Here is a 26412-nt window from a genome sequence, read left to right on the forward strand (position 1 = left end):
GCTTGCTCGCGAATACGGCGGATCAGTCAACATGTTTGGCGACTGACACACCGCATTCACGAGCAAGCCCGCTCCCACCTTTTAACCGCGTTCCCTACCTTCGACGCAGTGTCGGTTCGCGTGCCATACACTCGACCAGATAATCAATAAACACCCGCAACTTCGGCGGCAGATACCGCGTCGGCGAATGCAGCAACCACGCCTCGCCATGATAAGAGGCAATAAAATCCCACGCCGGCAGCACCTGCACCAAACGCCCCTCCTCCAACGCATGCCGCGCAGTGAAGTACGGCAAGCTGCCAATGCCCACATGCTGCAACACCGCATCCAGTCGGACCCCGGTGTGATTCGCCGCATACCGTCCGCGCACGCCAACCGTCACCGCTTTGCCGCCCTGGCGGAATTTCCAGCGCGAATCGCCCGGGGTTTCGCCCAGGTAAATGCAACTGTGTTCGAGCAAATCATGCGGATGGCCCGGCGTGCCGTGCTCGGCCAGGTACTGCGGCGTCGCGCACAGCAAATGTTCGATGGGCAACAATTGTCGGCCGACCAACCCGGGCGGTGGGCTGTCGGTGATGCGGATACTCAGGTCGACATTGTCATCGATCAAGTCCACATGCCGGTCCTCAAGAATCAACTGCACATCGACTTTGGGATAGCGGCGCAAGAACTCCGGCATATGCGGATGCACCACGAACCGCCCGACCGCCTTGGGCACGCTGACCCGCACCAGCCCTTCGGCTTCATGGGTAAACTGGCCGCTGATTTCCATCACCGAACGCGCCGCGTTGACCATTTCCTGGCAACGCTTGAACACCTCTTCGCCCCCCTCGCTCAGGCGCAATTTGCGCGTAGTGCGTTGCAGCAACCGCGTGGCCAGGGCCTGTTCGAGACGCGAAATACTGCGGCTCACCGCCGAGGGTGAAACGCTCAGTTGCCGCGCGGCTTCAGAGAAGCTGCCGGTTTCCACGACTTTGACGAAAATCGCCATTTCACCCAGCAGGGGCAGAGGAAGATTGATGCTCATGACGCACAGGTCCATTGATAATTGAGCGGATTATCACCCATCCACGCACTATTTATACTGCCCGTAGAACCCTGATGCGGATGTAGATGATGACCGAGCGCCTGTTTTTTACCCATGACCACCTGACCGCCGAGATTGAAGTGCTGGCCTGTACGCCGCACGAGGACCAGTTTGCCGTCACGCTGCAGTCAACCCTCTTCCACCCGCAGGGCGGCGGGCAACCGTTCGACACCGGCTGGCTCGGCGACAGCCAGGTGGTGCGCGTCACCCAGGAAGCCGATCGCGTCGTGCACTATGTTGACCGCCCTGTGGCGCCCGGCCCGATCACCGCACGGGTCGATGAACAGCGCCGCGCCCTGTACACACGCCTGCATTCGGCCGGGCATCTGATCGGCAATGCCGGGGAAAGCTTGGGCTGGATGCCGATCAAAGCCCATCACTGGCCGGGCGAATGCAAAATCACCTTTATCCGCGGGCAAGCGGCGCAAGCCATCGATGCCGAGGCGATTCAAACGCAGATCAACCAATGGATCGCCGAGGACCACGCGCGCCAGATGACGCTGGAAGATGGCACCCGCAAAGTCAGCTTCGGCAAATTACCCGCTTATGCGTGTGGCGGCACCCATGTGCAAGCCTTGAGCGAACTGGGCCACGTCACGATCCTGGCCCTGTCGGAGAAAAAGGGCGCGCTGTCGGTGCGTTACAGCCTCGACTAAAATCCCAGCGACAGGGCCTCCTGTGGCGAGCGGGCTTGCCCCGCGTTGGGGCGCGAAGCGGCCCCAATACAGTCACCGCACTTTTTCAGAAAGAGGTAATTGTCAGGTTTTGGGGCTGCTTCGCAGCCCAACGCGGGGCAAGCCCGCTCGCCACAGCAAGCCCGCTCGCCACACCCAACCTGCACACACCCCACTGTGCATCAAACCGCAATCGCCCCCGCCCTCCCCGGCTCCACCACAAATGACTTGAGCGTCGACACCGTCGCCGCCGGGTCACGTGGGTCAGTGATCACCCGGAAGTTCGTCAGCATCTTCGACGCCTCAAGCTTCACCGACACGTACCCACGCTGGCGACTGTCGAAGAACTTCACGTGCGGATTGAGCGGCAAGATCTGGCTGAAGGCTTCAAAGGGCGGGCCATCGGAGGTGACCGAGCTGCCAACGAACTCGGTGGCAACGATGGGCGAGTCCGGATTGTTGCCGTCGGCATGCAGGTCGGTGGTCCAGAACGAATGGATATCACCGCCCCAGAACACCGGGTTCTTGACCTGATTGCGCGCGATGGACGCCAGCATGCGTGAGCGGTTGGCCATGTAGCCGTCCCAGCCATCCGTCCAATGCCCGACCTGATGGCTGGTCAGGTCACGCTGGATCAGCGGCGCCACCAGCAAGTCCTGGGCGATCACATTCCACTGCGCTTTCGACTGGGCAAAACCCTGGTCGAGCCAGGCTTCCTGTTGCCAGCCAAGCATCGTGCGGCCGGGGTCGCGCAGGTCCTTGCAGGTGTTGGCGGCGATACGCCCCTGGTGACTGCCGTTAGCCTGAATACACGGCTGCTCGGAGCGGTATTGGCGGCCATCAAGCACATGAAAACGCGCCAGCCGACCATAATCGAGACGCCGGTAAATACGCATGTCCGGCCCTTTCGGCACACTGCTGACACGCAGTGGCATATGTTCGTAAAACGCCTGGTACGCCACCGCCCGTTGCCTTAAAAACTGCTCAACCGGAATCTTCGGGTCCTGGGACCAGCGGTTGGCGTAGTCATTCTGCACCTCATGGTCGTCCCACGTGGCCACGCTGGGTGCTGCCGCGTGCAAAGCCTGCAGGTCCGGGTCGGTTTTATACAGCGCGTAGCGGTTGCGGTAGTCACTCAGGCTCACGGCATTGCCGCTGCCGTGCGGGCGGATGATCTTGCCTGAGTCCGCTGCGTACGAGCTGTCGTAGATGTAATCGCCGAGAAAAAACACCAGATCGGGTTGCTCCGCCGCCAGGTGACGGTAGGCGCTGAAGTAGCCGCGCTCCCAGTGCGAGCAGGAGACAAACCCCACGGTGGCCGCCGCCATGGCGTGCAGCGGCGGCGCGGTACGTGCCTGGCCCACCGGGCTCTGTGCGCCGAGGCCGTCGAACTGATACCAATACGGCCTGCCCGCTTCCAACCCGGCAACCTCGACATGCACCGAATGGGCAAACCGCTCAGTCGCCATGACATCGCCTTGCTTGACGATACGCGTCATCGCCGCATCACTGGCCACGCGCCAACGCACCGGCACGGCGCGGCTCAACCCGCCGCGCCCGTCCGCAGCATTGAACAACGGCGCCAGGCGCGTCCAGATCACAAAGCCATCGGGCAACGGGTCGCCGGAGGCCACGCCGAGGGTGAACGGGTAATCAACCCCGGCACTGCGCGCAAATGGGCTTAAGATCGAAAACGCGGTGGCAACCGCCAGCCCGCTCAGTACGCGGCGCCGATCAGCGTCCACGCCGCCCTTCACAACGCACGCTCCCAGTCGTCACGCACGCTGGCGAATCCCAGCAAGTCCTCATACACGCCATATTTGAGAAACGCTTCGCGCATGCAGCCCTCGTAGCGCAAGCCGATTTTCTGCATGACCCGCGCCGATTCCTGGTTGCGACCAAAACACTGGCTGCCGACGCGCTGCAACCCCAGTTCGGTGAAGCCGAAGTCCATCACTGCACGCGCCGCTTCTGCGGCGTAGCCCGCGTTCCGACGATGGGCCGCCACCCAGTAGCCAAGGTGACCATAGTGATGACGGGCGTTGATCCGCAGGCTGACCATGCCGATCAATTCACCGGTTTCGCGCAGGTGCATGCCCAGGCCCAGCAGTCCGCCCGCACGGTATTTTTCCTGCATCTGCGCGATAAACGTCTGCGCGACTTCCAAGGTGTAGGGCGACGGAATGTTCGCGGTGTTGTCGGCAATGGTGGGCTCGTTGACGAGGCTGAAAAGTATCTCGGCCTGGCTCATTTCCAGCGCCTGCAATAGAAGTCGTGGTGTGGATATTTGAGGCAGTGCAGTCGGCATACGGGGCAGCCCTCGAGGTAAATTCTTTCAGAATGTACGCCCTTCGTGTCAGTTTCATTACGTCATGAAACCGCAAGGCAAAACGCCTGAAAGACTCGTCCTAGAGCCTTCAAAACGTCAATTAAAGTTAACCATTCGGTCATTTTTGGTTGTTAGCGTGTCGCCCCTAATTCAATGACGGGGCAACAGAATGAGAACCTGGGATGAACCCAAGAAACGCAAGGCGCACATCGAGCTGATCCCGATGATCGACGTGATGATGTTCCTCCTGGTGTTTTTCGTACTGGTGAGTTTGAACGTGATTCCGGCACTCGGCATGAAGACTCAACTGCCCAGCGCCAGCAGCTCGCAGCAACTCAAGCCGCAGAACAAATTCATCCTCACCCTGGGCCTGCAAGGCCAGCTGCAACTCGATGGCAAGGACCTCACAGTCGACGCCCTGGTCCCTGCGCTGAAAGCCGCTGAAAAGCCCGATACCAAGTCGACCATCATCGTCAACAGCGACAAAGGCGTGGAAGTTGCGCGCCTGGTGGAAGTCATGGACACCCTGCGCCTGGGTGGCTTTACCTCCGTGTCCATCGCCACGCGTAAGTCCTGATCATGTATGCCCTGTTTCGTGCGCGTCGGCTGCTGGGCAGTGTCCCGGCCCTGATCGCCCTGGTGCTGATTGCACTGGGTATCCAGTCCCAACCCCTGAAAATCCAGCCGCAGTATGACGAGTCGGCGGTTGAACTTGCCCTGGTCGAGCCCGAGCCCGAAGTGGTCCCCGAGCCCGTCGTGGAGCAGGAGCCACCGCCGCCGGTGATTGAGGATGAAGAGGCCGAACCGGCCCCGCCGCCACCACCGCCCAAACCCTTGCCAAAACCTGAACCCAAACCCAAGCCGGTGCCCAAACCCAAGCCGGTGGTCGCCGCCAAACCGACGCCAACGCCAGCGCCAGTGGCGCCGGTTGCTGCTAAGCCGGTACAGGCCGCCGTTGCGCCGACACCTGCGCCACCTGCCCCGCCGGCGCCGCCCAAAGTAGATGGCCAGGCACTGGAAGGCGGCTACCTCAAAGGCCTGCGCAACGAGCTGGACACGTATAAGCAATACCCCACCGGGCGCCAGGCGTCTCTCGAACGCCCCAGTGGCGAGGTGGTGGTCTGGTTGATGGTGGACCGACAAGGCCGCGTGCTCGATGCCGGAATCCAGACCCCGGCGCCGAGCATGCTGCTCAACCGAGCCGCCACCAATAGCCTGCGTCGCATCAAGCAGGTCAAGCCGTTCCCCGAACAAGCCTTCGGTGGACGTAACGAGCAACGCTTCACCGCCACCTTCAACTACAGCGTGCAATAAGCACCCGACACCAGGACGACAGTGATGAGGTTCACCCGTATTCATCTGGCACTCGTTGCCGCGACTAGCATGAGCCACGCAGTGGTCATGGCCGATACCAATGACAGTGACGTCGGCACGATTGGAATACAGGGGGGCAAGGCAACCGCGGGGGGCGGTTACATGGTCCAGGAAGAGAGCGCCAAGGGCCGCTCGACCATCACCAAGGAAGCGCTGGACAAGCAAACCGCCACCGGCAACGCCATCGACAAGCTCAAGTACACGCCGGGCCTGAACATTTCCAGCGAGGACAACACCGGTCTCTCGGGCTTTCGCTTCACCATGCGCGGCATGAACTCCGACCAGGTCGGCATGTCGGTCGACGGCATGCCGATCAACGACTCCGGCAACTACGCGCTGTATTCCAACCTGCTGGGCGATCCGGAAAACATCGACCAGATCTTCGTCACCCAGGGCTCGTCGGAAGCGGATGGCCCGCATATCGGTTCCAGCGGCGGCAACATCGGCATTGTGACCATCCGCCCGACCAAGGAAACCGGGGCCTTCGTCAAACAAGTGGTGGGCAGCAATGCCACGCGCAAGACCTTTGCGCGCCTCAACACCGGTGAGGTCAACGGCCTGAGCAACTGGCTGTCGGCCTCGCATACCGAAGGCCAGATGTGGCGTGGCTCGGGCGCCGTGCGGGCGGACAAGGTGGAGTGGAACAGCTTTTTCGACGCCGGCAACGGCAACACCGCCAACCTGATCCTCAAGTACCACGAGCAGGACAACAACAGTTACAGCCAGCTGACCAAGGCGCAGTTCCAGCAGTTCGGCCGCAAATATGACCCGTACCCGGCCAAGCCGGCGCTGGGCGCCAACGGCAAGATCAGCAGCTACTACGACCTGGCGCAGAACCCGTTCCAGACCTTTACCGCCGTGCTCAACACCCAGTACAAGCTGAGCGACAATCTGGCGCTGTCGGTGATCCCGTATTACTACTACGGCAACGGCAGCGGCGTGGGCTCCTCCGCTTATGCGCTCAACAGCGGCTCGAACAAGGGCGGCGTTTTCGACCTCGGCAACCTGCCGACGCAGGCCCAGTACAACGCCGACGGTTCGTCCACCACGGGCGTTTACTACCGCCCTTCGCGCACACAGACCTGGCGCCCTGGCATCACCACCAAACTCAACTGGGACCTGGGTGATCACAGCCTGCAATTCGGCTACTGGTACGAACGCGCGCGCCAAAGCCAGACCCAGCCGTTCATTGCCCTCAAAAACAGCGGCAAGCCGAGCGACACCTGGCCGGATGGCGACTCGGTGGTCGATGCCAACGGCAATACCGTACAGGGCCGCGACCGCTACACCGTGACGCCGGCGCAAAAAGTCTGGGCCCAGGACACCTGGTACATCAATTCGGACTGGACCCTGATCGCCGGCCTTGCCTACATGAACGTCGAGCGCGAAGGCACCAACCACGGCAGCCTCACCGAGCAACCGGGCAAAGCTGACCAGACCTACAACAAGTTGCTGCCCAATGCCGGCCTGAAATACCAGCTCGACGAGCGTGATCAGCTGTTCTACAGCCTGTCGCGCAACATGCGGATTCCGCAGAACTACGTGCTGTACGACAAAGGCGTCGGCTCACTGGACTCCAAGCCGGAACTGAGCTGGAACCAGGAACTGGGCTGGCGCTACACCGGCGAAGACATGACCCTCGCCGCCACCTTGTTCTACATGCAGTTCAAGAACCGCCAGCTGACCTCGCTGGACAGCAACGGGGACTCGGCCGACATCAACGCCGGCACCGTGATCAACAAAGGCCTGGAACTGGAGTGGAGCGGCAAGCTGGCGCACAACTTCAATTACTACACCTCCTACACCTACACCAGCTCCAAGCAGCAGGACGACCTGACCGTGTTCAGCGCCGGCAAACCGATTGTGCTGCCCACCAGCGGTAAGCAGTTCGCCAACGTGCCGGCCAACATGCTGGCGGCCAACATCGGCTATGACGACGGGCGCTTCTACGGCACCTTCGGCGGCAAGTTCACCAGCAAGCTCTACGGTGACCTGACCAACGACGAAGCCATCTCGGCGCGCACTATTTTCAACCTCGGCGCCGGTATCTACCTGCCCGTGGACAAGAAAGTCGTCAAGGACGCGACCCTGCGCCTGAACGTCGACAACCTGTTCGACAAGAAGTACCTGGACGGCGTGTACACCACCAAAACCAACGCGGCGAGCTACAGCGGTTTCCGCGATGGCGACCCTGCCTACATCGTTGGCCTGGACCGTACCGTCACTGTTTCCCTGGAAGCGAATTTCTAACTGCGAGGCTATAGATCATGGACATGAACCTGCTTCACGACATCACCTTTTATGTGATGTACGCCGCCATGGCGATTGCGATTTTCATCACCATCGAACGCGGCATTTACTTCGCCTACGTGCGCCGCCAGGCGCGGGCCTTGACCGAGGTGCTGGGCGCCAATGTGCACAGCGAGCGCGACTTGCCGCAAAGCCTGACCCGTCGCGACAGCCTGCCACTGAACATGGTGCTGTCGGTGCTGGCGCAAAAGGCTTCTCAGGGTTCGCGCAAGGACCTGGACGACGAAATCGAAACCCAGTACCTGAAGACCCGCGCGCCGCTGTCGCGCAGCCTGTGGATCATCGAGACCATCACCACCGCCGCGCCGCTTCTCGGCCTGTTGGGCACCATCCTGGGCATCATCGACACCTTCAAGGCGCTGGCCAGTGCCGGCGTATCCGACCCAGGCCAGATCTCCGGTGGCATCGGGACGGCGTTGTTCGCCACCGGCTTGGGTATCGCCATCGCGCTGTTCTGCGTGGTGTTCCACAACTTCTTCCAGGACAGCCTGGAGCGCATCAACGACCAGCTGAAAATCCTGCTGATCCGCGCCGCCACCGGTGCCCGCGTACACAATGAAGTGCCGCACCTGGTACCCACGCCACTGCACAGCCGCACGGCGTGACCATTGGGCGGGCGCGCAATGCGCCCGCCATTCTTTTTGTCCGGTGAGACGCGTATGTCCCTATCGATGAAGTTGCGTATCGCAGGCCTCACTGGCTTGCTCCTCAGTCCGCTGGCCCAGGCGGACTTTTCAATTCCAGGCTTTGAACTGGTGCACACCGTGCCGGTGGATACCACGCTGAGCACGGCCGATTTGCGCCAGCCGGGGCCGGTGTGGATCGCGTTGTTTGATGGCGCAAAAAACAGCATTGATATCGGCCAGTTCTACGCCGCCGACCATCCCGGCTCGGTGATGGACAAGGTGATTGAGCACCTGGAAGCCGCTGGTAAACGTGGTGTGAAGATTCGCTTTTTGCTTGAGGAAAAAGGCCTTCGGCTGTCGGAGGCTTCTACCCTGGAACGCCTGCGCGCGATTCCCAACCTGACCTTTCGCGTGCTCTCGTACGGGCAACTGAGCGGCGGGATTATCCACGCCAAGTACATGGTGGTGGACGGCAAGCAGGCGTTTATCGGTAGCCAGAATTTCGATTGGCGCTCGCTGGAGCATATCCATGAAACCGGCTTGCGCATCAGTGATGCCACCGTGGTCAGCCAGGTGCAGGCGATCTTCAATCAGGACTGGCAGGCCCAGGCCGCGCTTGCAGATAAGCAAGCCGTGCCGCTGCCGGCTGCGGGCCAGGAGCCGGCACGCACCGGCAACTATCTGGTGGCCAGCCCACAACGCTACAACCCGCCCGGCGTAGGCGATTCACAGCGGGAACTGCCGCGCCTGTTGAGCGAGGCCAAGAAAGAAGTGCGCGTGCAACTGCTCGACTACGCGCCGCTGTCCTACGGGCCGGACCGAACCCGGCCGTACTACGCGGTGATCGACAACGCCGTGCGCGCCGCCGCCGCGCGTGGGGTGTCGATCAAGCTGATGGTGTCCAACTGGAACACCGACTCGCTGGAACTGCCCTACCTCAAAAGCCTGGCCGTGCTGCCCAACGTAGAGGTCAAAATCGTCACCCTGCCGCAGGCCAAGCAAGGGTTTATCCCTTACGCGCGAGTGATCCACAGCAAGACCATGGAAATTGACGGGCAAGTAGCATGGGTCGGCACCAGCAACTGGCTGGGCGGGTACCTGGATAACTCGCGCAACCTGGAAGTGGTGATGCATGACGCATCGATGGCCAAGCGGGTGGGCGAGCTGCATGCGCAATTGTGGGATGGCCCGTATGCCAAGGCACTGGATGTCGCGGCGCAGTACCCGGACCCGCATCCTGGCAAGCCGTGAGCTGAACTCGGTTTTTCCTGCGCAAAAAAACAATGTGGGAGCGGGCTTGCCCGCGATAGCGGCGTGTCAGTCAACATAGACGCTGGCTGACACACCGCCTTCGCGGGCAAGCCCGCTCCCACATTTGAATTTTTGTGGCTCAAATTGGAAGTGGTGATGCATGCGCAATTGTGGGATGGGCCGTATGCCAAGGCACTGGCTGTAGCGGCGCAGTACCCGGACCCGCATCCTGGCAAGCCTTGAGCTGAACTCGGTTTTTCCTACGCAAAAAAACAATGTGGGAGCGGGCTTGCCCGCGATAGCGGCGTGTCAGTCAACGTAGGCGCTGGCTGACACACCGCCTTCGCGGTCAAGCCCGCTCCCACATTTGATGCTTGGTGGCTCAACTACCGAGGTAGGACATTTCCCTGATCCGGGTCTCCCCTACCACTCCTTGGTGATGGTAGTGTGTGAAATTGTTTCTGACATTTCGATCAGAAATTTTCCCACTCCTCTTTTGCAAAGGAATGCCTCTAGTCATGCACTTCCCACTGAAAAAACTGGTGGCTGCCACCCTGTTCGCGGCCAGCTTCTCGGCCATTGCCACACCCGCATTCGCCAACATCAGCGCGGAACAAAGCGCGACCATTATCAAACATTTCAGCGAAACCCCAGCCACCGATTTCCGTGGTTTCCTCGGCACCCTGGCCAAGAGCGACCTGGCGAAAACCGATGATGTCGGCCCGGCCATTGACGCTTTCCTGGCCAACAAAACCCTGACCGCCGACCAGCAGAACGAAATCAACCGCCTGCTGGGTATTTACACCCGCGTTAAATACGGCAAAGCCGCGCTTGAAACCCTGCGCGAGCTGGTCGAAATTCCGACCTTCAACGTCGACGGCCTGCCGCAGTACAAAAACCCGGAATTCCTCAAGATCGCCGACAAGATCCAGAGCCTGGCCAAAGCCTTCAACCTGAACTTCCGCAACATCGACAACCGCGTGTACGAAATTTCGCTGGAAGGCAGCGGCGATGAAGTCGTCGGCATTCACGCCCACGCCGACGTGGTGCCGGTGACCCCGGAAAACTGGGTGCTCAAGGACGGTACCAAGCTCGACCCGTTCAAGGTCACGCTGATTGGCGATCGCATGTATGGTCGCGGCACCGAGGATGACAAAAACGGCATCGTGGTCGCCCTGTATGCCATGAAGGTGATCAAGGAAGAGAAGCTGCCGCTGGCGCGCAACTTCAAGCTGTTGGTGGACACCACTGAAGAAACCATGGGCGACGCGATCCCCTATTACTTCGAACACAACCCGGTGCCGCAATACAACCTGGCGCTGGATGGCGGCTACCCGGTCGTGATTGCCGAGAAAGGCTACGGCACCGTCATGGCGAGCTTCCCGGTGCGCAAAGGCACTGGCAAAGGCGCGGAAATTATCTCGATGACCGGCGGCATGGCCACCAACCAGATTCCGTCGGCCTCGGTCGCCACCCTGCTCAGCGACAAGCCTGCTGAACTGGCCGCCAGCCTGCAAAAAGCCGGTGCTGACTACGTCAAGCAAAATGGCGGCAATTTCGACGTAACGGCCAAGGTGGTCGGCAAAGAGGTCAAGTTGACGCTCACCGGTGTGTCGGCTCACTCCTCCGAGCCGGAAGCGGGCGTCAACCCGGTCGCACGCATGCTGGAGCTGATCCACAGCATTGACGGCAAGATCGCGCTGAAGCACAACCACATCACCGACGCTGCACACTATGCGGCTGACAACTGGGGCCTGGATTACCTGGGCGGTAAGTTGGGTGTGGGCTTCTCCGATGCGTTCATGGGGCCATTGACCACCTCGCTGACGTTTGTCGGCCAGGATGACAAAGCCTTCAAGCTGGCGGTGAACCTGCGCATCCCCAAAGGCAAATCGCCGGAGGTGCTCAAGACAGAAATCGAAGAGAAAATCAGCACCTGGGACAAGCACACCAACGTGGCGATGAACGTCACCTACTCGGTGGCCGAGCCGATGTACCGCAACCCTGAAGGTGAGTGGGTGAAAGCCCTGTTGGCGGTGGCCAGCGAAAACCTCGGCATGGAGCACAAGTTCGGCACGTCGGCCGGCGCTACCTCTGTACACGAACTGCCCAATGGCGTGCAATTCGGCCTGGCGAAGCCGGACGTGAAGTACACCGGGCACACCGACGGTGAGTTCAAGACCGTCGAGCAGTTCTTGCTGGACCTGCAGATCGTCACGGAAATGATGGGCCGTGTAGGGCAACTGCCGAAGCTCTGATACGCGAAGGTAAACACCACAACGCCGATCAAGATTGATCGGCGTTGTGGTTAAACAGGTCGGGCTTGCGGCCTAAAACATATCCATCGCATTGCACAGCTTGGCCTTCTCCACCGGCACGTTCTCTGGTTTCCCCGTCGGGTTCAGGCGCTGCAACGCAATCAGGCACTGGCCACCGTCCAGCAGGATCAGCTCGTAATCCTCCCCGCCCTTGGGGGTGAAGTAAAAGCTTTGCCTGCAGTTATAGGCATTGCCGCCAGACACATAGCCTTCACTCTGGAAGTTCATGGCAAAAGGCTTGTTTGCCGGCACCTTCAGTTCGCTACGCGCCGAGCCTTGCGCCTCCACCCAGCGGTTGCTCTCGGGCATGCCCAGGCTGTGGCCATTATTCTGACCCGCAAAGCCGGATTCGGACACGGCCATCACCCCGGCGCCAGGCACACGCCAGTCGATGCAATCACGGCCCGGCACACCACGCGCCATGCCATTGGTGATCACGCGCAAGCGTGCGGTATCCCCTGCTGTGGGTTCAACATAGGGCGTGTTGTAAGCACGGATATTGGAAATATTGCCGCAGCCACTCACGGCCACGGCCAGGCCGGCTATCAGAAACGCTCTCATGGAAATCCTTTTTTTGAGGCCTAACGGCAGTGATAAGGGCTTTCGCTGCGCAGTTCTTCGCCGGTCCGGGCATCGCGAATGATCACCGTCGCCCCCGGCGCATTGAGGCAGAACGCATTGCGTATGGGGTAAATGTTATGGCCCTCGGCGGTGAACGTGCCGAGCTTGGTTAACGGGGCGCCGGAGGCGTCCTGAGCCGTCACGGTGTATTCACCCGACATGGTCAGACAGCCGCTCAGTAACAGCAGCAAGGTGGCGCAGATTGCATATTTCACAGGTGATGTCCCTATCGTATTGAGTACAACGTGCCAAAACGGGCCAGAGACTCCCTTGGCCGGAAAAACACTTCCATTTCGCGTCTTTGTGAAATTTTCCTGCCGGCGCATCAAGCACCAGAACGGCACTTGAGCAGCAAGAATCGCCTTGATGGCCAATGGCTGTATGAGCGGACAACGCTCACAAAGTTCATGCAAAACAGGGAAATGGCCTACCAGGCTTTGCAACCCGCGGCCATGGCGGGCTGCGCTGTAGCCCTTCAAGCCTCAAGCATCAGGATATCTTCAAAGAACCCGCCGACCGGCTCGGTGGGGTGGCAGAGCTGGATCTCCAGCACCCACACCATTTCACTCGGCGTGATCTCAAGCGCGGCCAATTCCTGGTTGCCGAACAAGGCGTGGGGGAAATCCGCAATACGGTGGCCGGCCAGGTTGCGCGACAACCGCCAGCCCTTGGAAACGGCCCGTTCCTCGGCAAAGTCATAGAGTTCACAGCCGGTCAGGCCGCGTATCCAGGCCTCGCGGGTTTCATCGAACACTTCATGCAAGACCTTGAAGCAATCGCGGTGCAGCGCTGACTCGCCGAAGACGAAGGTGTCGCCATAGTCGCCCTCATAGCCGTCCCACACCGGGCCGAGGTCGACCACCACGATATCGGTGGCACGCAGCGTGCGCAGTGGGTCAATGCCTTCCCTGGGCGGGCGAACCGTGTCGTCGCCAAAACGAATGTACGTCGGGTGCCAGGTGTGGGAGGCACCCATGGCCTGCAATTGCGCGGCAGCCATGTCGAGGGCTTGCCCGGTGGTCATGCCGACTTTGAGCTGGCTGGCAATCGCTGCCAGGGCGCGGATGGTTTTTTCACGGGCGGCGAGCATGCCGTCCAGCGAGTACCGAGGGCCGACTTTTTCCCAGGTTTCATCCAGTCCATTGAGCAGCGTGTCGGCGCTCGACTGACCACTGGGCACAAACGCTTCGGCGACAAAACGATGGCTCGGCAAACCCGCTTCCAGGCAATCGGCACGCGCCTGGCTGATCATGCCGCCGTTGCCGCAGGCATACACCTGAACCGCCTCCCAACGGTGCCCATGGCTCAGCGCCACTTCCTGCACCCTGCCCTGCGCCGCCAATACCGGGTGCCAGTGAAAACGCGGGTGGTCGATGACTGCCTGGTCCAGAAATACGCGGTCGTAAAAGTCTGCCGCCTGCGCGCCGCCCCAGTAAAACGTCACCTCCACATCCTGCTTCAACGCGCTCAGCAGGATCGGCTTGATACCCGCGTAGCCAGTGCCTGTGGCGAACAACACCACAGGCGCATCGTCATCGTCCTGCCAGGTGCAGGCACCAAAAGGCCCCTCCAGCGTCAACAGATCGCCAGCCTCAAGGCTGTCCAGGAGGGTCTCGGAAAACAGCCCGCCGCGCACCCGGCGAATCTGAAACACCAGGCGCCCATCGCCGTCGGCCGGCAGGTTGGCGATCGAGAAACAGCGCGAGTCGCCATCGACCAGGCGGAACTTGAGGTACTGGCCCGGCCGCACGGCCAACGGCCTGTCCGGCATCACCACCAACTCAATGATGTCGGGGCTCAGGGCACGCTTGCTCAGCACCGTCGCCTCGACCACCAGCGCAGGGGTGTCCAGCGACCACCCGGGAATCTCCAGGCGCATGTCGGCGCAGGCGTGGCTTTGGCACAAGAGCATTTCATTGGCGGCCAACGGGTAGCACGGCGCGGGTGCGCCCGGCGCCAGCTGCTTGGCGCGGTAATGGCCTTGCGTGACCACCACCTTGCACGAACCACACGCGCCGCGCCGGCACGAGAACGGCACAGACAGGCCGCTGGCGAGCATCGCGTCCAGCAACAGCTCATCGCCGGCTTCAAAGGTTTTCCCCGAGGGGGAGAGTTCGATGACATGGCGTGTGTTCATAAGCACCTCGGGGTCAGTGAGGTTGGATTGTTGCGCTAGACTAGGCCCATTAAAACCTCCAGTTTTGGATACTTCATATGGTCCAGATGCGTAAATGGCGCCCGCTGCTCAAGCTCGACGAGAGCACTCCCCAGGCGTCCTATCGCAAGATTGCCGAAGGCCTGGTGCAGGCCATCCTCGAAGGACGGCTGCCGCCCGGCACACTGCTGCCGGGCACACGGGAAATGGCGCAGATACTCGACGTCAACCGCAAGACGGTGATCCTGGCTTACGAGGAAGCGTCGACCAAAGGCTGGCTGATCAGCGAGCCGCGCCGGGGCACGTTCGTCAATGCGCAATTGGCGCCAACGCCCGCGTCCAGCCGCGCGCAGCACTCCTTTGCGCCACCACTGCTGGCGCAGCCAGTGGTGCCGTATTTCGAGCAGAATGCCCAAGTCATCGCGCTGCAGCATCGGCATGACGCACTGTTTTTCGATAACGGTGCCTGCGACCACCGCTTACTGCCCCAGGCCGTTTTACACCGCTATTACCGCAATGCCCTGCGCAGCAGTTTTGCCTCCAACTCGGTGCGCTACGGCAGCGAGGGCACCGGCTATGAGTTGCGTTGCGCGCTGGCAGAGATGCTGCGCAACAATCGCGGGCTGACCGTCAGCGCCGAGAATATCTGCCTCACGCCCGGCACTCAGGTGTCGCTGTACCTGACGGCCAGCCTGCTGATCAAACCCGGTGATGTGGTGTTGGTGGAACGCCTGAGTTACCCGCCGGCGTGGGAAATTTTCCGCAAGCTCGGCGCGCAATTGATCACCGTCGATATGGACGATGAAGGCTGTCGCACGGACCACATCGAGCAGTTATGCCATGCACATGATGTAAGGATGATTTACCTCACGCCGCACCATCAGTTTCCCACCACGGTGAGCCTGCATGCGGCCCGTCGGCAACACCTGCTGGCGTTGGCGGCGCAGCACAATTTCTGCGTGATCGAAGAAGACTACGACCACGAATATCACTTCAACGGGCGGCCCTACTTGCCGCTGGCCAGTGATGGCGCGCAACGCCATGTGATCTACATCGGCTCGTTATCCAAGGCGTTGGGGTCGACGTTTCGTTGCAGTTATGTGGTGGCTCCGGCCAGCGTGATTGAGGTGCTGCAGAACAGTGCGGCACTGATGGTAGGCGACACCGACGCGGTTGCACAAAAAATGCTCGCGGACCTGATCAATCAGGGGGAATTGAAGAAGCACCTGCGCCGTGTTTCGAAAGAATACGTGGCGCGTCGAGAGGTGCTGCACAGCTGTTTGCACAGCGCATTCGGCGATCGAATCCAGGTGCGCGAGCCAGAAGGCGGCCTGGCCCTCTGGGTTCGCTTCCAGGATGAAACCGACGTCGATCAGTTGCTCGCCACAGCCCGGGGCCAGGGCGTGGTGGTGCGCAGTGCGCGTCAGTTTTCACCGCTGAATGTGCCGGAAAATGCCCTGCGCCTGGGGTTTGCCTCGCTTGATCGGGATGAGCTGCGGGAAGCCACACTGCGGTTGGCAAAGGTGATGAGCAGGCGTTGATCACACGCACGCATCGACACCACCTAGAGCGCGCCATGGCCGCTGTTTTGAAGCCGGGCCAGGTCGGGAAACTCGAGCAACAGCGCCCGATTGCCGCGACCGATATGCTCCATCACCGCCCGCGTGATGAACTCGCGCACCATCCCGCTCGAGACGTAATACATCGCCCAGGCTTGCTCGGGCGTGCAATGGCCGATCTGTTCTTCGATGTCCTTGTAGGCCTGGTAATCGTCCGGCTTCAAAACGTATGGGTTAGCCGCTTGGCGCATGATTTTTCTCCTCCCTGAAAACGCTGCGACAGCCCCTTGGTCTGCCGACGGCTAACGCTGGGACGCTATGGCCCCATGCATACGCCGGCGCTGATCGACTTTCGTCGAGCGACTCCCCCACCCTGTTTATGGAGCAATGCCTCGATGCGGTTCAGCAGTTGTTGTTCATTACCCAGTGACGTGAGGCCGTGGGTGCTTTGCGCCTCATAGGCCTCAACCATCTTTATCAGCGTCACTAATTGATAAGTGTCGGCTTTGATTTTTTTGCAAATAGCCATGTAAGCCCTCTGCCAATAAAGATGAATGCCCAGCGGGGTTACGTACCGCTCTTGACCTTGGTCCACACGCGCGTGCGGATTCGTTCCAACTTCAACGGTAGTGGTTCAAGCGGAACAAGGGTGGCAACCGTATGCTTGTCAGGATATATCCAAGGGTTGTCGCGCAGCTTCTGCTCGACGAACTCAGTGGCGTCCTTGTTAGCGTTCGGGTAAAGCGTGTGGTTCGAGCTCTTGGCAATCACTTGCGGTTCAAGCATGTAATTGATGAACGCCAGACCTTCCTTGGCATGGGGCGCATCTTTGAGCAGCACAAAGTTTTCCGACCACACCAACCCACCCTCACGCGGCAGGCTGTAGGCAATTTTGCGCCCGGTGTTGTTTTTCTCATTGATGGCCTGCGCCGTCAGCGCCCCGCTCGCCCAGCCCACGACCACACAAATATTGCCATCGGCAAAGTCGGCGTCGGTTCTGGATGAGTCGAAGTAGAGGATATAGGGACGGATTTTCAACAGCAGCGCCTGGGCCTTCTGGTAATCCTCAGGGTTCTGGCTGTTGCTCGGCAGGCCGAGGTAATTCAACGCGATCGAAATGACCTCGCTGGGCGAGTCGAGCATCGCCACGCCGCAGGACTTGAGCTTGCTGATGTTTTCTTCTTTAAAGATCAGGTCCCAGCTGTCCACCGGGGCGTTGTCACCCAGCGCGGCTTTGACTTTATCAATGTCATAGCCAATCCCGGTGGTGCCCCACAGGTAAGGCACGGCATAGCGGTTGCCCGGATCATTCACCGAAAGCAGCGCCAACATCTCTGGGTCGATATGGGAGAAGTTGCTCAGTTGGTTGCGGTCCAGCGGTGCAAGCACGCCCGCCTTGATCAGGCCTGGCAGGACATTGGAGGTGGCGACAACCACGTCATAGCCCGTGCGCCCGGCCATGACCTTGCTCTGCATGATCTCGGCGCTGTCGAAGGCATCCACGTGCATGCGCGCGCCGGTTTTTTGCTCGAATTCCTTGGGCGTCTCTGGCGCGATCAACCCGAACCAGTTGTACAGATTCACCTGAGGTTGCGCCGCCGCTGCAGGCGCGCTGATACCTACACAGACAAGCGAGGCCAAAAAAATGGCTCGCAAATGTGATTGACTCATATAACTATCCTTGTCAAAAACGACAGGCCTTCATGGCCTGCATCCGCTGGGAGGTGAATATACCCGGCGTCGTCGAATAGTAAATACCTACAAGTACTTAGCTCGCGCCTATGAACGCCTAACCCTAAAGGGGTAGAACATGTCACTCGACCTTCATAACCTGGCCTGGCACCGATCGGCCGGCAAGCTGATCATGGAGCTCAATCGCCCGGCTTTCTGGAGCTCGCTGGTTCGCGTGTTGAATGAATATGTGCAGATCGACAACTGGGTTGTCCTGGTTTTCAGCGATCAACAAGTCAACGTCATCAGCTTTACTGAAGTGGCCGATGCCGAGGAGGTGGATGCCCTGACTCAGCGCTACCTCAAAGGGCTGTACCTGCTGGACCCGTTCTACATTGCCAACCGTGAAAACCCGCAGAGTGGCTTTTTTCACTTGTCAGACATAGCGCCCGAGCACTTTCTGACCACCGAGTATTACCGTCAGTATTTCGCCCAGTACGTCTCGGTGGATGAGGTGCAGTACAACGTTCAGCTCGATGAGGACAGGACGCTGTGTATTTCATTCGGCAGTAACGTGCGCTACAGCCCGGAACAGATCACCACACTGGATATCATCAAGCCTTGGGTGCTGGCATTGATGCACCAGCGTATGTGCTTTGAGATCGACGTTGAAAAAAACCTCAATGAGACACCGCCCTGGTCGCAGGCAATTGTTCAACTGGGCAGCCAGATCACAACGCGTGAAAAGGACGTGCTCAAGTTGCTGTTGAGCGGGTTCTCCAACAAAGAAATCGCCGGCAAACTGTCCCTGTCGACAGAAACGGTGAAAGTGCACCGGCGCAACATTTACACCAAGCTGAACATCAAGTCCCAGTCCGAACTCTTTGCGCGTTTCTTCATGCCAAAACAGGACGTCTACGCGGTGAACTGAAGGCGCAGCGCTCAGCCCGCCGCGCCGAGAAACGGCAGCGCAAGGAACAGCTTGATCACCACCGCATTGGTGATGTCGATGAAAAACGCCCCCACCATCGGCACCACCAGAAAGGCAATCTGCGAGGGGCCGAAGCGTTGTGTCACCGCCTGCATATTGGCAATGGCGGTGGGTGTCGCGCCCAATCCGAAACCGCAATGCCCGGCCGCCAGCACCGCCGCATCGTAGTTGCTGCCCATGACCCGAAACGTCACGAAAATCGCGAACAGGGCCATCAACAGCGCCTGTGCCGCCAGCAGGATGACGATCGGCAACGCCAGCGCCGCCAGGTCCCAGAGCTTGAGCGACATCAAGGCAATCGCGAGGAACAACGACAGGCTGACGTTACCCAGCAGCGACACTTCGCGCTCAAACACCTGATGCCAACCCAGCGCCGACAAGCCATTGCGCAGCACCACGCCGACGAACAGCACGCACACAAAGGTGGGCAGCTCGAAGGCGGTGCCTTGGATAACACCACTCAGGAACGTGCCAACCTGCAAGCTGATCGCCAACAGGGCCAGGGTTTCGATAAATGAAAACGAGGTGATCATGCGTTCCTGATCGGGGCGCTCAAAGCCTTTGGGCCGCCGCGGCTGCGAGTGTTCAACGCCAGGCACCTGGACGCGCTTGATCAGCAGGCGCGCGACCGGGCCACCAATCAAGCCGCCCAGCACCAAACCAAAGGTCGCCGAAGCAATCGCCAGTTCAGACGCGGAAGCCACGCCGTACTTCTCACTGAACACCGCGCCCCATGCGGCGCCCGTGCCATGCCCACCCGACAGGGTGATGGAGCCCGCCAGCAAGCCCATCAATGGATCAAGCCCCAGCGCCTTGGCCAACGCGATGCCCATGGCGTTTTGCACCACCAGCAGGGCCGTCACCACCAGCAGGAAAATACCCAGCACGCGCCCGCCTCGCTTCAGGCTGGCGAAATCTGCGTTCAGGCCAATCGTGGCAAAAAACGCCAGCATCAATGGGGTTTGTAAGGATGTGTCGAAGCGAACCTCGACATCCGCCAGCGCACGCAACGCCAGCAGCAATGCGGCAACCAACAGGCCGCCGGCTACCGGCTCCGGAATGCTGTAGGCGCGTAGAAAGCCGATCCGGGCCACCAGCCAACGGCCCAATAAAAGCACCAGGGAGGCAGCGACCAGGGTTGAATAGAAATCGAGCTGAAGCATCTGGACAGTCCTTTGAAGTAAACAAGGAAAATGGGCTGGCCAGAGTAGAGACAGCGGAACAGGTACACAGCTACCCGACATTGATTACAGACCATTCCTACGTACATCAGCACATGGCCTACACGCGCGGTGCGTTTTGTCGGCAAAAAAGCGACACGAACAAAAACGCCGATCATCACTGATCGGCGTTTTCGTTGAATATGGAGCGGGAAACGAGACTCGAACTCGCGACCCCGACCTTGGCAAGGTCGTGCTCTACCAACTGAGCTATTCCCGCAAATGGCGTCCCCTAGGGGACTCGAACCCCTGTTACCGCCGTGAAAGGGCGGTGTCCTAGGCCACTAGACGAAGGGGACACGCTACTGAAACACATGGTGTGTATTTCAGTGCCCAGAGATTAAATCCTAAGATTATGCCCTGGTTTCACTCAGTGTCGCCCGAAGGCCACACTGCTTAAATTTGGAGCGGGAAACGAGACTCGAACTCGCGACCCCGACCTTGGCAAGGTCGTGCTCTACCAACTGAGCTATTCCCGCATATGGCGTCCCCTAGGGGACTCGAACCCCTGTTACCGCCGTGAAAGGGCGGTGTCCTAGGCCACTAGACGAAGGGGACACACGTACAACATTCACTCCCTACCGCGTTTCGCTGTGTGCTTTACGCTGTAAGTGGCGCGCATTCTATGGATGGATTGAAAGGTCGTCAACCCCCAAGGATAAATTTATTTAAATCAATGACTTCGCCCTGCTTTCCAGGCCTTTGCGGGCATTGTGCCCGTCCGGGCATTGGCGCCTATATTCTGGCGCCCGACAAGGCGCTATAGTTCACCCAGGCAAATGATGGCAATGTGCATCCACGCAGGGAACACTTACCTATATAGAAGAAACTACCTGGGCAACTGGTCGAACAATCCTATCCGTCGCAAGGCCCAGTCACTACACTCCACAGCAAACCCTATAAAGAGGTCACACCGGTGACACCACTCATGATCACCCTGCTGGTAATAGCCGGGATCGCAATACTGGTCGCCATTGGCTACATGAACCACGTGGTGGAAAACAACAAACTGGAAAAGCAGCGCACCGAAATCGAGCTTAACGATCGGCTGCGTCGTTGCGGTGAGATCACCGAGACGTTCCCCGGCCAGTTGATGACCCCGAAACTCAAACTGTTGCTGACTCGCCTGGAACTCAACGTCACCCAGCGCCTGTTGAACCTCAGAAAATCCAGCGCGCCGCTCAAGGCACGTATTGCTGAGCTGAACGCGCTGATCGGCCAGGGCGAATCGATCCCGGTGGCCAACCCGCCCGCGCCGATCCAGACCGAAGCCAAGGCCAAGGACGTGCGTTTCCTGCTCGAGGCACTGCACGGTCAAGTTACCCGTGCCGCCCAGGACGGTTTTCTGCCGGCCAACGAAGCCAAGCACTGGATCAAGGAAATTCGCCATATCCTGGTGTTGCTGCACATTGAGTTCTTCAACAACCTGGGCCAGCACGCCCTGCAACAAGGCCAGCCTGGCCAGGCACGCCTGGCGTTCGAGCGTGGCGTGCAGTACTTGCGCAAACAGCCGGAGCCGGTGCTCTACAGTGCACAACTGCAATTGCTGGAGTCGCAACTGGCCCGCGCCAACTCCACGGTGCTGACCAACAGCAAGCCGGCCGAAGACGAAGTCAACGAACTGACCGAAGGCCTGAAAGTCGTCGACGCCGACGCCGAATGGAAGAAGAAAGCCATCTACGACTGATCACCTGCCCCATGTGGCGACCTCAGGTCGCCACATGCCATCACTTTGCACCTATCCGCCCGCCCCCGACTAGCGTAAAAAAGTGCCCCTCACTCCGTGAAGTTAGAGGCCTGCTATGCCTGTTGCCGTGATTGATGGACAACCGCTGCACTATGTCGACCAGGGTAACGGCCCGGCCGTCCTGCTGGGTTCAAGTTACCTGTGGGACCACGACATGTGGGCCCCGCAAATTGAAGCCCTGTCGCAACAGTACCGCGTGATCGTGCCCGAACTGTGGGGCCACGGTGAGTCCGGCCCGCTGCCGACACAAACCCGCTCTCTGGACGACCTCGCGCGCCAGGCCCTGGCGCTGCTGGATCAGCTGGATATCGCGCAAATCAATCTGGTCGGCCTGTCGGTCGGCGGCATGTGGGGCGCGCGCCTGGCGTTGCTGGCACCGGCGCGCATCAACAGCGTGGTGCTGATGGACACCTACCTGGGCGCCGAGCCCGACGCCACGCGCCAGTATTACTTCTCGCTGTTCAAGATGATCGAAGACGCCGGCGCCATCCCCGAGCCGTTGCTGGATGTGGTTGCACCGATTTTCTTCCGCCCGGGCATCGACCGCGAGTCGGCCCTGTACCAGGATTTTCGCAAGGCGTTGCAGGCCTTTCCCAAAGAGCGCCTGCTGAACAGCATCGTGCCGCTGGGTCGCCTGATCTTCAGCCGCGAGACCATTTTGGACCAGCTGCCCCGTCTGGACTCGGACACCACGCTGGTGATGTGCGGCGAGCAGGACAAACCGCGGCCGCCCGCAGAATCACAGGAAATGGCTGAACTGATTGGCTGCAGCCTCACGCTGATTCCCGACGCGGGGCATATCTCGGCCCGGGAAAACCCGGACTTCGTCAATGAAGCGCTGCTGACCTTCCTCGCCAACCACGCCTGATTGGCGCCCTGCCCTTTGCTCGCAGCTCACCCGCTGCGATCAAAGGCGGAAGTGCCCCACCATGCCCTTGAGCTCCGCGCCCAACTGCGCCAGCTGGATACTCGACGCGGCATTGCCCTGCATGCTCAACGCCGACTGATCGGCGCTCGCACGAATGCTGGTCACGCTGCGATTGATCTCTTCGGCTACCGAGCTTTGCTCCTCGGCCGCCGCCGCAATCTGCTGGTTCATTTGCTGGATCAATGACACCGCCGCGGCAATGCTGCCCAACGCGCTCTCCGTTTCCAGCGCATCGCTGACCGCCAACTTCACCAGCTCGCCGCTCTGCTGGATTTGCTGCACCGACGACTGCGTTGCGCTGCGCAACGTACTGACCAGACGCTCGATTTCCTCGGTCGATTGCTGCGTGCGCTTGGCCAACGCCCGCACTTCATCGGCCACCACTGCAAACCCTCGGCCCTGCTCGCCGGCGCGGGCAGCTTCAATGGCGGCGTTAAGGGCCAGCAGATTGGTTTGCTCGGCCACGCTTTTGATCACGCCCAGTACCGTGCCGATATTCTGGATTTCCGCGCTCAGGCTTTCGATACTTGCGCAGGCACTGGTGCTGGAGGACGCGAGCAATTCAATCCGTTGCAGGCTCTGGCGTACCACTTGCTGACCGCTGTCGACCTTGTCATCGGCGGTCTGCGCGGCTTGCGCGGCCTCTTCGGCGTTACGCGCCACGTCGTGCACCGTGGCGGTCATCTGGTTCATTGCCGTGGCAACCTGTTCGGTCTCCTCCTTCTGGCTGCTGACTTCAACATTGGTCTGCTCAGTGACGCTGGACAGTGAATGTGCCGAACTGGCCAACTGCTCGATGCCCGCTTGCAGCCCACTGACCATCTGGCTCAGGCCGCTGCCCATCTGCTGCATCGCCTGCATCAACTGGCCGATTTCATCGCGGCGGCTGACTTCCATCCGCCCGCTCAGGTCGCCGGACGCAATCTGCTGGGCCACGGCGATCACCGTGCGCAGCGGCGCCACGATCAACCGGGTAATCACCCACGCCGCGATCAAGCCCACCAGCAGCGCCAGGGCTGAGGAGCCGATGATCAACAACGCGCTTTTCTTCAATTGCGCCTGCATGGACTGGTCTTCGGCGTCGTACGCCTGGTTGACCCGGCTGACCACTTGGTCGGCGCGATCATGCAACTGCTTGTAGACGACTTTTTCCTGGGCCAGCAGCCCGGTGTACTCGCCGAGTTTTTCGCTGAATGCCGCGATATGCCCGGAGACTTCATTGAGTACGGTCTGGTAACCCGCATCCTTGACCGAGGTTTTCAACTGCTCGACTTGCGCCAGGGCCTGGTCGGCCTGTTCGATCTTGCCTTGCTCGGCGTTGTCGGCATCGGCCTTGCGGCTCTGATCCAGGCGCACGTGCGCCTCATTCATGGCTTGCAACATCAGCCGCGAGACCTGGCTGACCTGCCCGGCCTGCTCGATAAACTCGGCGCCGTCCTTGCCCTGGCTTTCCTTGAGGCCATAGGCGCCATCGTCGGCCAGGCCGGCCTGCAACACATCGAGGTTATTGGCCACACTGGACACCGACCAACTGGCCATTTCCAGCGCCAGGTCCTTGGTCTGGGTCAGTTCGACAAACTCGTCGAATGCCTTGCGATACGCCGCCAACGCCTGCTCGACATCGCCCATCACTGGCACATTCGTGGCTGACCGAGCCTTGAGGCTGGCGGCCATCGCCGCCAGTGCATCGACACTTTCATGCATGGCATCGACAGACTTGGGGTCGGCGTGCAGCGCATAGTCCTGCTCGATCAGGCGCACTTTGAGCAAGCCGCTGTTGAGCGATGACATGGCCTTGAGGCCTTCAAAACGCTGGCCAACGGTTTGCAGGGACCACACGCCAATGGCCGCCACCAGCGCCGTCAACAGCAGCACCAGAGCGAAACCCAAGCCCAGTTTCTTCGCCATACCGAGGTTGGCGAAACGTCGTTGCACGCCTGAAATCATTGCACTTGAATCCTCTTGCAATGGCAGATGCCATCGAGCCCGGTTTCCATGCAGCGAGATTCGCAACGACGAGCCAGCGGCACAAGACGTTGGCGCCACAATAATGGCAAAAAGCTACATGCCCGTCGTTTTCAGAATGGTCGAGGTCGATCTGGCAGGCCCCATGGCACGGAACAACGCCAGCGCCCGCTGATCAGCAGCATAGGCCACGTTGATGCGCAGCCAGTCGCTGTGTTCGCCCTTGGGATTGAACAGCGCCCCTGGCGACAACAACACACCGTTCCGTCGGGCGCAGGCCAGCAAGCGTGAATGATCGCCCCTGCCAGGCCGGGTCCACACAAACAGGCCCCCGGCGGGCACGGCGAACACCTCCCACTCCTCGTCCTCCAGCACCTGCAGGGTCGCGGCCATTTGTGTGTTCAAGCGCTTGCGCAGGCGCTGCACCCACTTACGGTAGGTGCCATTGGCCAGCAGCGTGGCCAGCACCGCCTCGGCAAACCGCGACGTGCCGATGCCTGTCAGCGTTTTGAGCGTCACCATTGGCGCAATAATCGCTGCGCTGGCGCTCAGATACCCCACGCGCAGGGCACTGCTGAGGGTCTTGGAGAAACTCGAGATATAAATCACCCGACCGTCATGGGGCAGCGCCGACAGCCGTGTGCAACTGGCGTGCTGCAAGTCGCCGTAGACGTCCTCTTCGACAATCAGGAAGTCTTCGCTGCTCGCCAATTGCAGCAGGCGCTCGGCCACGACGCGGCACAGGCTGGTACCGGTCGGGTTGTGATACAGGCAGTTGATGAACAGGCACTTGGGGCGATGGCTTTTCAGCAACGTCTCCAACACCGGGATATCCGGGCCGCCCAGCGTGCGCGGGACGTGCAGCAGCGTGACGCCGTGGCGCTCCAACTGACGGTAGAGGTTGGCATACCCGGGCGTCTCGACCACCACCGTATCGCCGGCCTTGAGCAACGTCCGTATGAGCAGGTCCTGTGCATGGCTGGCGCCATGGGTGGTGAGGATGCAGTCGAGGCTGCTGGGCACTTTCATCTGTGTCAGGCGCTTGAGCAGTTGCTCACGCAGTGCCGGCAACCCCAGCGGCGTGCTGTAGTTGAACAACCCGGCGGTGTCGGTGCGGCTGACTTCGCGTATGGCGTAACAAATGTCATCGCTTTCACGCCAGGCGTCCGGCAGCCAGCCGCAGCCCAGTTTCAACTCGCCCAACGGGCCATCGACGTAGGCGCCCCAGCCCAGCTCGGCGCCTTCATACCAGTGGCTTTCAAGGGAAACCGGCGGCTGGGCCACTACAAACCCCGCGCCCTGTTTTGCCACCAACACCCCCTGCGCCACCATTCGCTCAAAGGCTTCGATGACGCTGGATTGACTGAGCAGGTTGTCGAGGGCCAATTGCCGGATGGACGGCAAGCGCGTGCCCGGGCTTGCCCCGCTCGTGCGAATCCATTGCGCCACCGCGCTGACGATTTGCTGCACCACCGGTACAAGGGCCTGTCGATCGATGCCTAAATCCATGAGCCACTCACTTCAACTGTCTGTTATTCAACCCCAAACAGTTAAGCACAGAAGCCGGGTTCGACCTGTCGCCGAAA

At 60.3% G+C, this 26412-nt stretch carries 23 protein-coding genes, 4 tRNA genes and 1 pseudogene; 11 read left to right on the forward strand and 17 right to left on the reverse strand.

Annotation, left to right across the window (positions count from 1 at the left end; translation table 11 throughout):
* Positions 1–94: 94 nt before the first annotated feature.
* Positions 95–1027: a LysR family transcriptional regulator gene (locus ACP7B3_RS12930; protein ID WP_262206861.1), complete on the reverse strand. Its 933-nt coding sequence runs from the start codon at positions 1025–1027 to the stop codon at positions 95–97.
* An 89-nt stretch (positions 1028–1116) separates the two neighbouring features.
* Between ACP7B3_RS12930 and ACP7B3_RS12935 the strand changes: the two genes are divergently transcribed.
* Positions 1117–1743 (forward strand): alanyl-tRNA editing protein, encoded by a 627-nt coding sequence (locus ACP7B3_RS12935; RefSeq protein WP_426179036.1) that lies wholly within the window; start codon positions 1117–1119, stop codon positions 1741–1743.
* Positions 1744–1943: 200 nt separating this feature from the next.
* On the opposite strand, the gene ACP7B3_RS12940 is transcribed toward ACP7B3_RS12935, so the two are convergent.
* Together ACP7B3_RS12940 and ACP7B3_RS12945 are read right to left on the reverse strand one after the other, a co-directional pair.
* Complete coding sequence (locus ACP7B3_RS12940; protein WP_426179038.1) at positions 1944–3518, reverse strand: alkaline phosphatase D family protein; 1575 nt, start codon at positions 3516–3518, stop codon at positions 1944–1946.
* On the reverse strand, positions 3515–4069 hold the full coding sequence (locus ACP7B3_RS12945; protein ID WP_426179040.1) for a GNAT family N-acetyltransferase: 555 nt from the start codon (positions 4067–4069) through the stop codon (positions 3515–3517). The genes ACP7B3_RS12940 and ACP7B3_RS12945 overlap by 4 nt, the downstream gene beginning before the upstream one ends.
* Positions 4070–4259: 190 nt before the next feature.
* Between ACP7B3_RS12945 and ACP7B3_RS12950 the strand changes: the two genes are divergently transcribed.
* From ACP7B3_RS12950 to ACP7B3_RS12975, 6 genes are all read left to right on the forward strand, one after another.
* Positions 4260–4667: an ExbD/TolR family protein gene (locus ACP7B3_RS12950; protein ID WP_145166068.1), complete on the forward strand. Its 408-nt coding sequence runs from the start codon at positions 4260–4262 to the stop codon at positions 4665–4667.
* Positions 4668–4669: 2 nt separating this feature from the next.
* A complete protein-coding gene (locus tag ACP7B3_RS12955; RefSeq protein WP_119735549.1) occupies positions 4670–5404 on the forward strand; it encodes an energy transducer TonB family protein in 735 nt (244 codons plus the stop codon).
* A gap of 24 nt (positions 5405–5428) precedes the next feature.
* A complete protein-coding gene (locus tag ACP7B3_RS12960) occupies positions 5429–7714 on the forward strand; it encodes a TonB-dependent receptor (protein WP_426179043.1) in 2286 nt (761 codons plus the stop codon).
* 17 nt (positions 7715–7731) lie between these two features.
* On the forward strand, positions 7732–8379 hold the full coding sequence (locus ACP7B3_RS12965) for a MotA/TolQ/ExbB proton channel family protein (protein WP_404487465.1): 648 nt from the start codon (positions 7732–7734) through the stop codon (positions 8377–8379).
* A gap of 54 nt (positions 8380–8433) precedes the next feature.
* Complete coding sequence (locus tag ACP7B3_RS12970) at positions 8434–9651, forward strand: phospholipase D-like domain-containing protein (protein ID WP_426179046.1); 1218 nt, start codon at positions 8434–8436, stop codon at positions 9649–9651.
* Positions 9652–10169: 518 nt separating this feature from the next.
* Positions 10170–11909, forward strand: a complete 1740-nt coding sequence (locus ACP7B3_RS12975; RefSeq protein WP_426179048.1) for a dipeptidase — start codon at positions 10170–10172, stop codon at positions 11907–11909.
* Positions 11910–11981: 72 nt separating this feature from the next.
* Here ACP7B3_RS12975 and ACP7B3_RS12980 read toward each other — a convergent pair whose 3' ends face one another.
* From ACP7B3_RS12980 to ACP7B3_RS12990, 3 genes are all read right to left on the reverse strand, one after another.
* On the reverse strand, positions 11982–12530 hold the full coding sequence (locus ACP7B3_RS12980) for a hypothetical protein (protein ID WP_426179050.1): 549 nt from the start codon (positions 12528–12530) through the stop codon (positions 11982–11984).
* A gap of 20 nt (positions 12531–12550) precedes the next feature.
* Positions 12551–12805 (reverse strand): hypothetical protein, encoded by a 255-nt coding sequence (locus tag ACP7B3_RS12985; protein WP_145166075.1) that lies wholly within the window; start codon positions 12803–12805, stop codon positions 12551–12553.
* 260 nt (positions 12806–13065) lie between these two features.
* A complete protein-coding gene (locus ACP7B3_RS12990; protein ID WP_426179052.1) occupies positions 13066–14727 on the reverse strand; it encodes a M24 family metallopeptidase in 1662 nt (553 codons plus the stop codon).
* Between the two features lie 77 nt (positions 14728–14804).
* Between ACP7B3_RS12990 and ACP7B3_RS12995 the strand changes: the two genes are divergently transcribed.
* Entirely contained in the window at positions 14805–16286 is a 1482-nt protein-coding gene (locus ACP7B3_RS12995) for a PLP-dependent aminotransferase family protein (RefSeq protein ID WP_426179054.1), read from the forward strand.
* Between the two features lie 23 nt (positions 16287–16309).
* On the opposite strand, the gene ACP7B3_RS13000 is transcribed toward ACP7B3_RS12995, so the two are convergent.
* The 3 genes from ACP7B3_RS13000 to ACP7B3_RS13010 form a co-directional block, all read right to left on the reverse strand.
* A complete protein-coding gene (locus tag ACP7B3_RS13000; protein WP_426179056.1) occupies positions 16310–16555 on the reverse strand; it encodes a hypothetical protein in 246 nt (81 codons plus the stop codon).
* Between the two features lie 65 nt (positions 16556–16620).
* Complete coding sequence (locus ACP7B3_RS13005) at positions 16621–16833, reverse strand: hypothetical protein (protein WP_426179058.1); 213 nt, start codon at positions 16831–16833, stop codon at positions 16621–16623.
* Positions 16834–16871: 38 nt separating this feature from the next.
* Positions 16872–17975 (reverse strand): polyamine ABC transporter substrate-binding protein, encoded by a 1104-nt coding sequence (locus tag ACP7B3_RS13010; protein ID WP_426179060.1) that lies wholly within the window; start codon positions 17973–17975, stop codon positions 16872–16874.
* Positions 17976–18114: 139 nt separating this feature from the next.
* Between ACP7B3_RS13010 and ACP7B3_RS13015 the strand changes: the two genes are divergently transcribed.
* Complete coding sequence (locus ACP7B3_RS13015; RefSeq protein WP_106580670.1) at positions 18115–18906, forward strand: helix-turn-helix domain-containing protein; 792 nt, start codon at positions 18115–18117, stop codon at positions 18904–18906.
* A gap of 11 nt (positions 18907–18917) precedes the next feature.
* Here the strand turns inward: ACP7B3_RS13015 and gltS are convergent, their stop codons facing one another.
* The 5 genes from gltS to ACP7B3_RS13040 all read right to left on the reverse strand — a co-directional run bounded on the left by gltS (position 18918) and on the right by ACP7B3_RS13040 (position 20744).
* Positions 18918–20129 (reverse strand): sodium/glutamate symporter, encoded by a 1212-nt coding sequence (gene gltS, locus ACP7B3_RS13020; protein ID WP_426179062.1) that lies wholly within the window; start codon positions 20127–20129, stop codon positions 18918–18920.
* Between the two features lie 201 nt (positions 20130–20330).
* Positions 20331–20406, reverse strand: a tRNA-Gly gene (locus tag ACP7B3_RS13025).
* A gap of 3 nt (positions 20407–20409) precedes the next feature.
* A tRNA-Glu gene (locus ACP7B3_RS13030) sits at positions 20410–20485 on the reverse strand.
* 104 nt (positions 20486–20589) lie between these two features.
* Positions 20590–20665, reverse strand: a tRNA-Gly gene (locus ACP7B3_RS13035).
* A 3-nt stretch (positions 20666–20668) separates the two neighbouring features.
* A tRNA-Glu gene (locus ACP7B3_RS13040) sits at positions 20669–20744 on the reverse strand.
* Positions 20745–21114: 370 nt separating this feature from the next.
* On the opposite strand from ACP7B3_RS13040, the gene ACP7B3_RS13045 reads away from it, so the two are divergent.
* A complete protein-coding gene (locus ACP7B3_RS13045) occupies positions 21115–21873 on the forward strand; it encodes a hypothetical protein (protein ID WP_426179064.1) in 759 nt (252 codons plus the stop codon).
* Between the two features lie 115 nt (positions 21874–21988).
* Positions 21989–22801, forward strand: coding sequence for an alpha/beta fold hydrolase (locus ACP7B3_RS13050; protein ID WP_426179066.1), 813 nt, complete (start codon positions 21989–21991; stop codon positions 22799–22801).
* 39 nt (positions 22802–22840) lie between these two features.
* Here ACP7B3_RS13050 and ACP7B3_RS13055 read toward each other — a convergent pair whose 3' ends face one another.
* The 3 genes and pseudogenes from ACP7B3_RS13055 to ACP7B3_RS13065 form a co-directional block, all read right to left on the reverse strand.
* On the reverse strand, positions 22841–23722 hold the full coding sequence (locus ACP7B3_RS13055) for a methyl-accepting chemotaxis protein (protein ID WP_426179509.1): 882 nt from the start codon (positions 23720–23722) through the stop codon (positions 22841–22843).
* Positions 23702–24808: pseudogene (locus ACP7B3_RS13060) on the reverse strand (HAMP domain-containing protein); the annotation flags it as partial. The pseudogene ACP7B3_RS13060 and the gene ACP7B3_RS13055, both read right to left, overlap by 21 nt.
* 114 nt (positions 24809–24922) lie before the next feature.
* Positions 24923–26335 (reverse strand): PLP-dependent aminotransferase family protein, encoded by a 1413-nt coding sequence (locus ACP7B3_RS13065; RefSeq protein ID WP_426179068.1) that lies wholly within the window; start codon positions 26333–26335, stop codon positions 24923–24925.
* Between the last annotated feature and the right edge of the window lie 77 nt (positions 26336–26412).

It is taken from the genome of Pseudomonas sp. TWRC1-2 (assembly GCF_049896685.1).
Taxonomy (GTDB): Bacteria; Pseudomonadota; Gammaproteobacteria; order Pseudomonadales; family Pseudomonadaceae; genus Aquipseudomonas.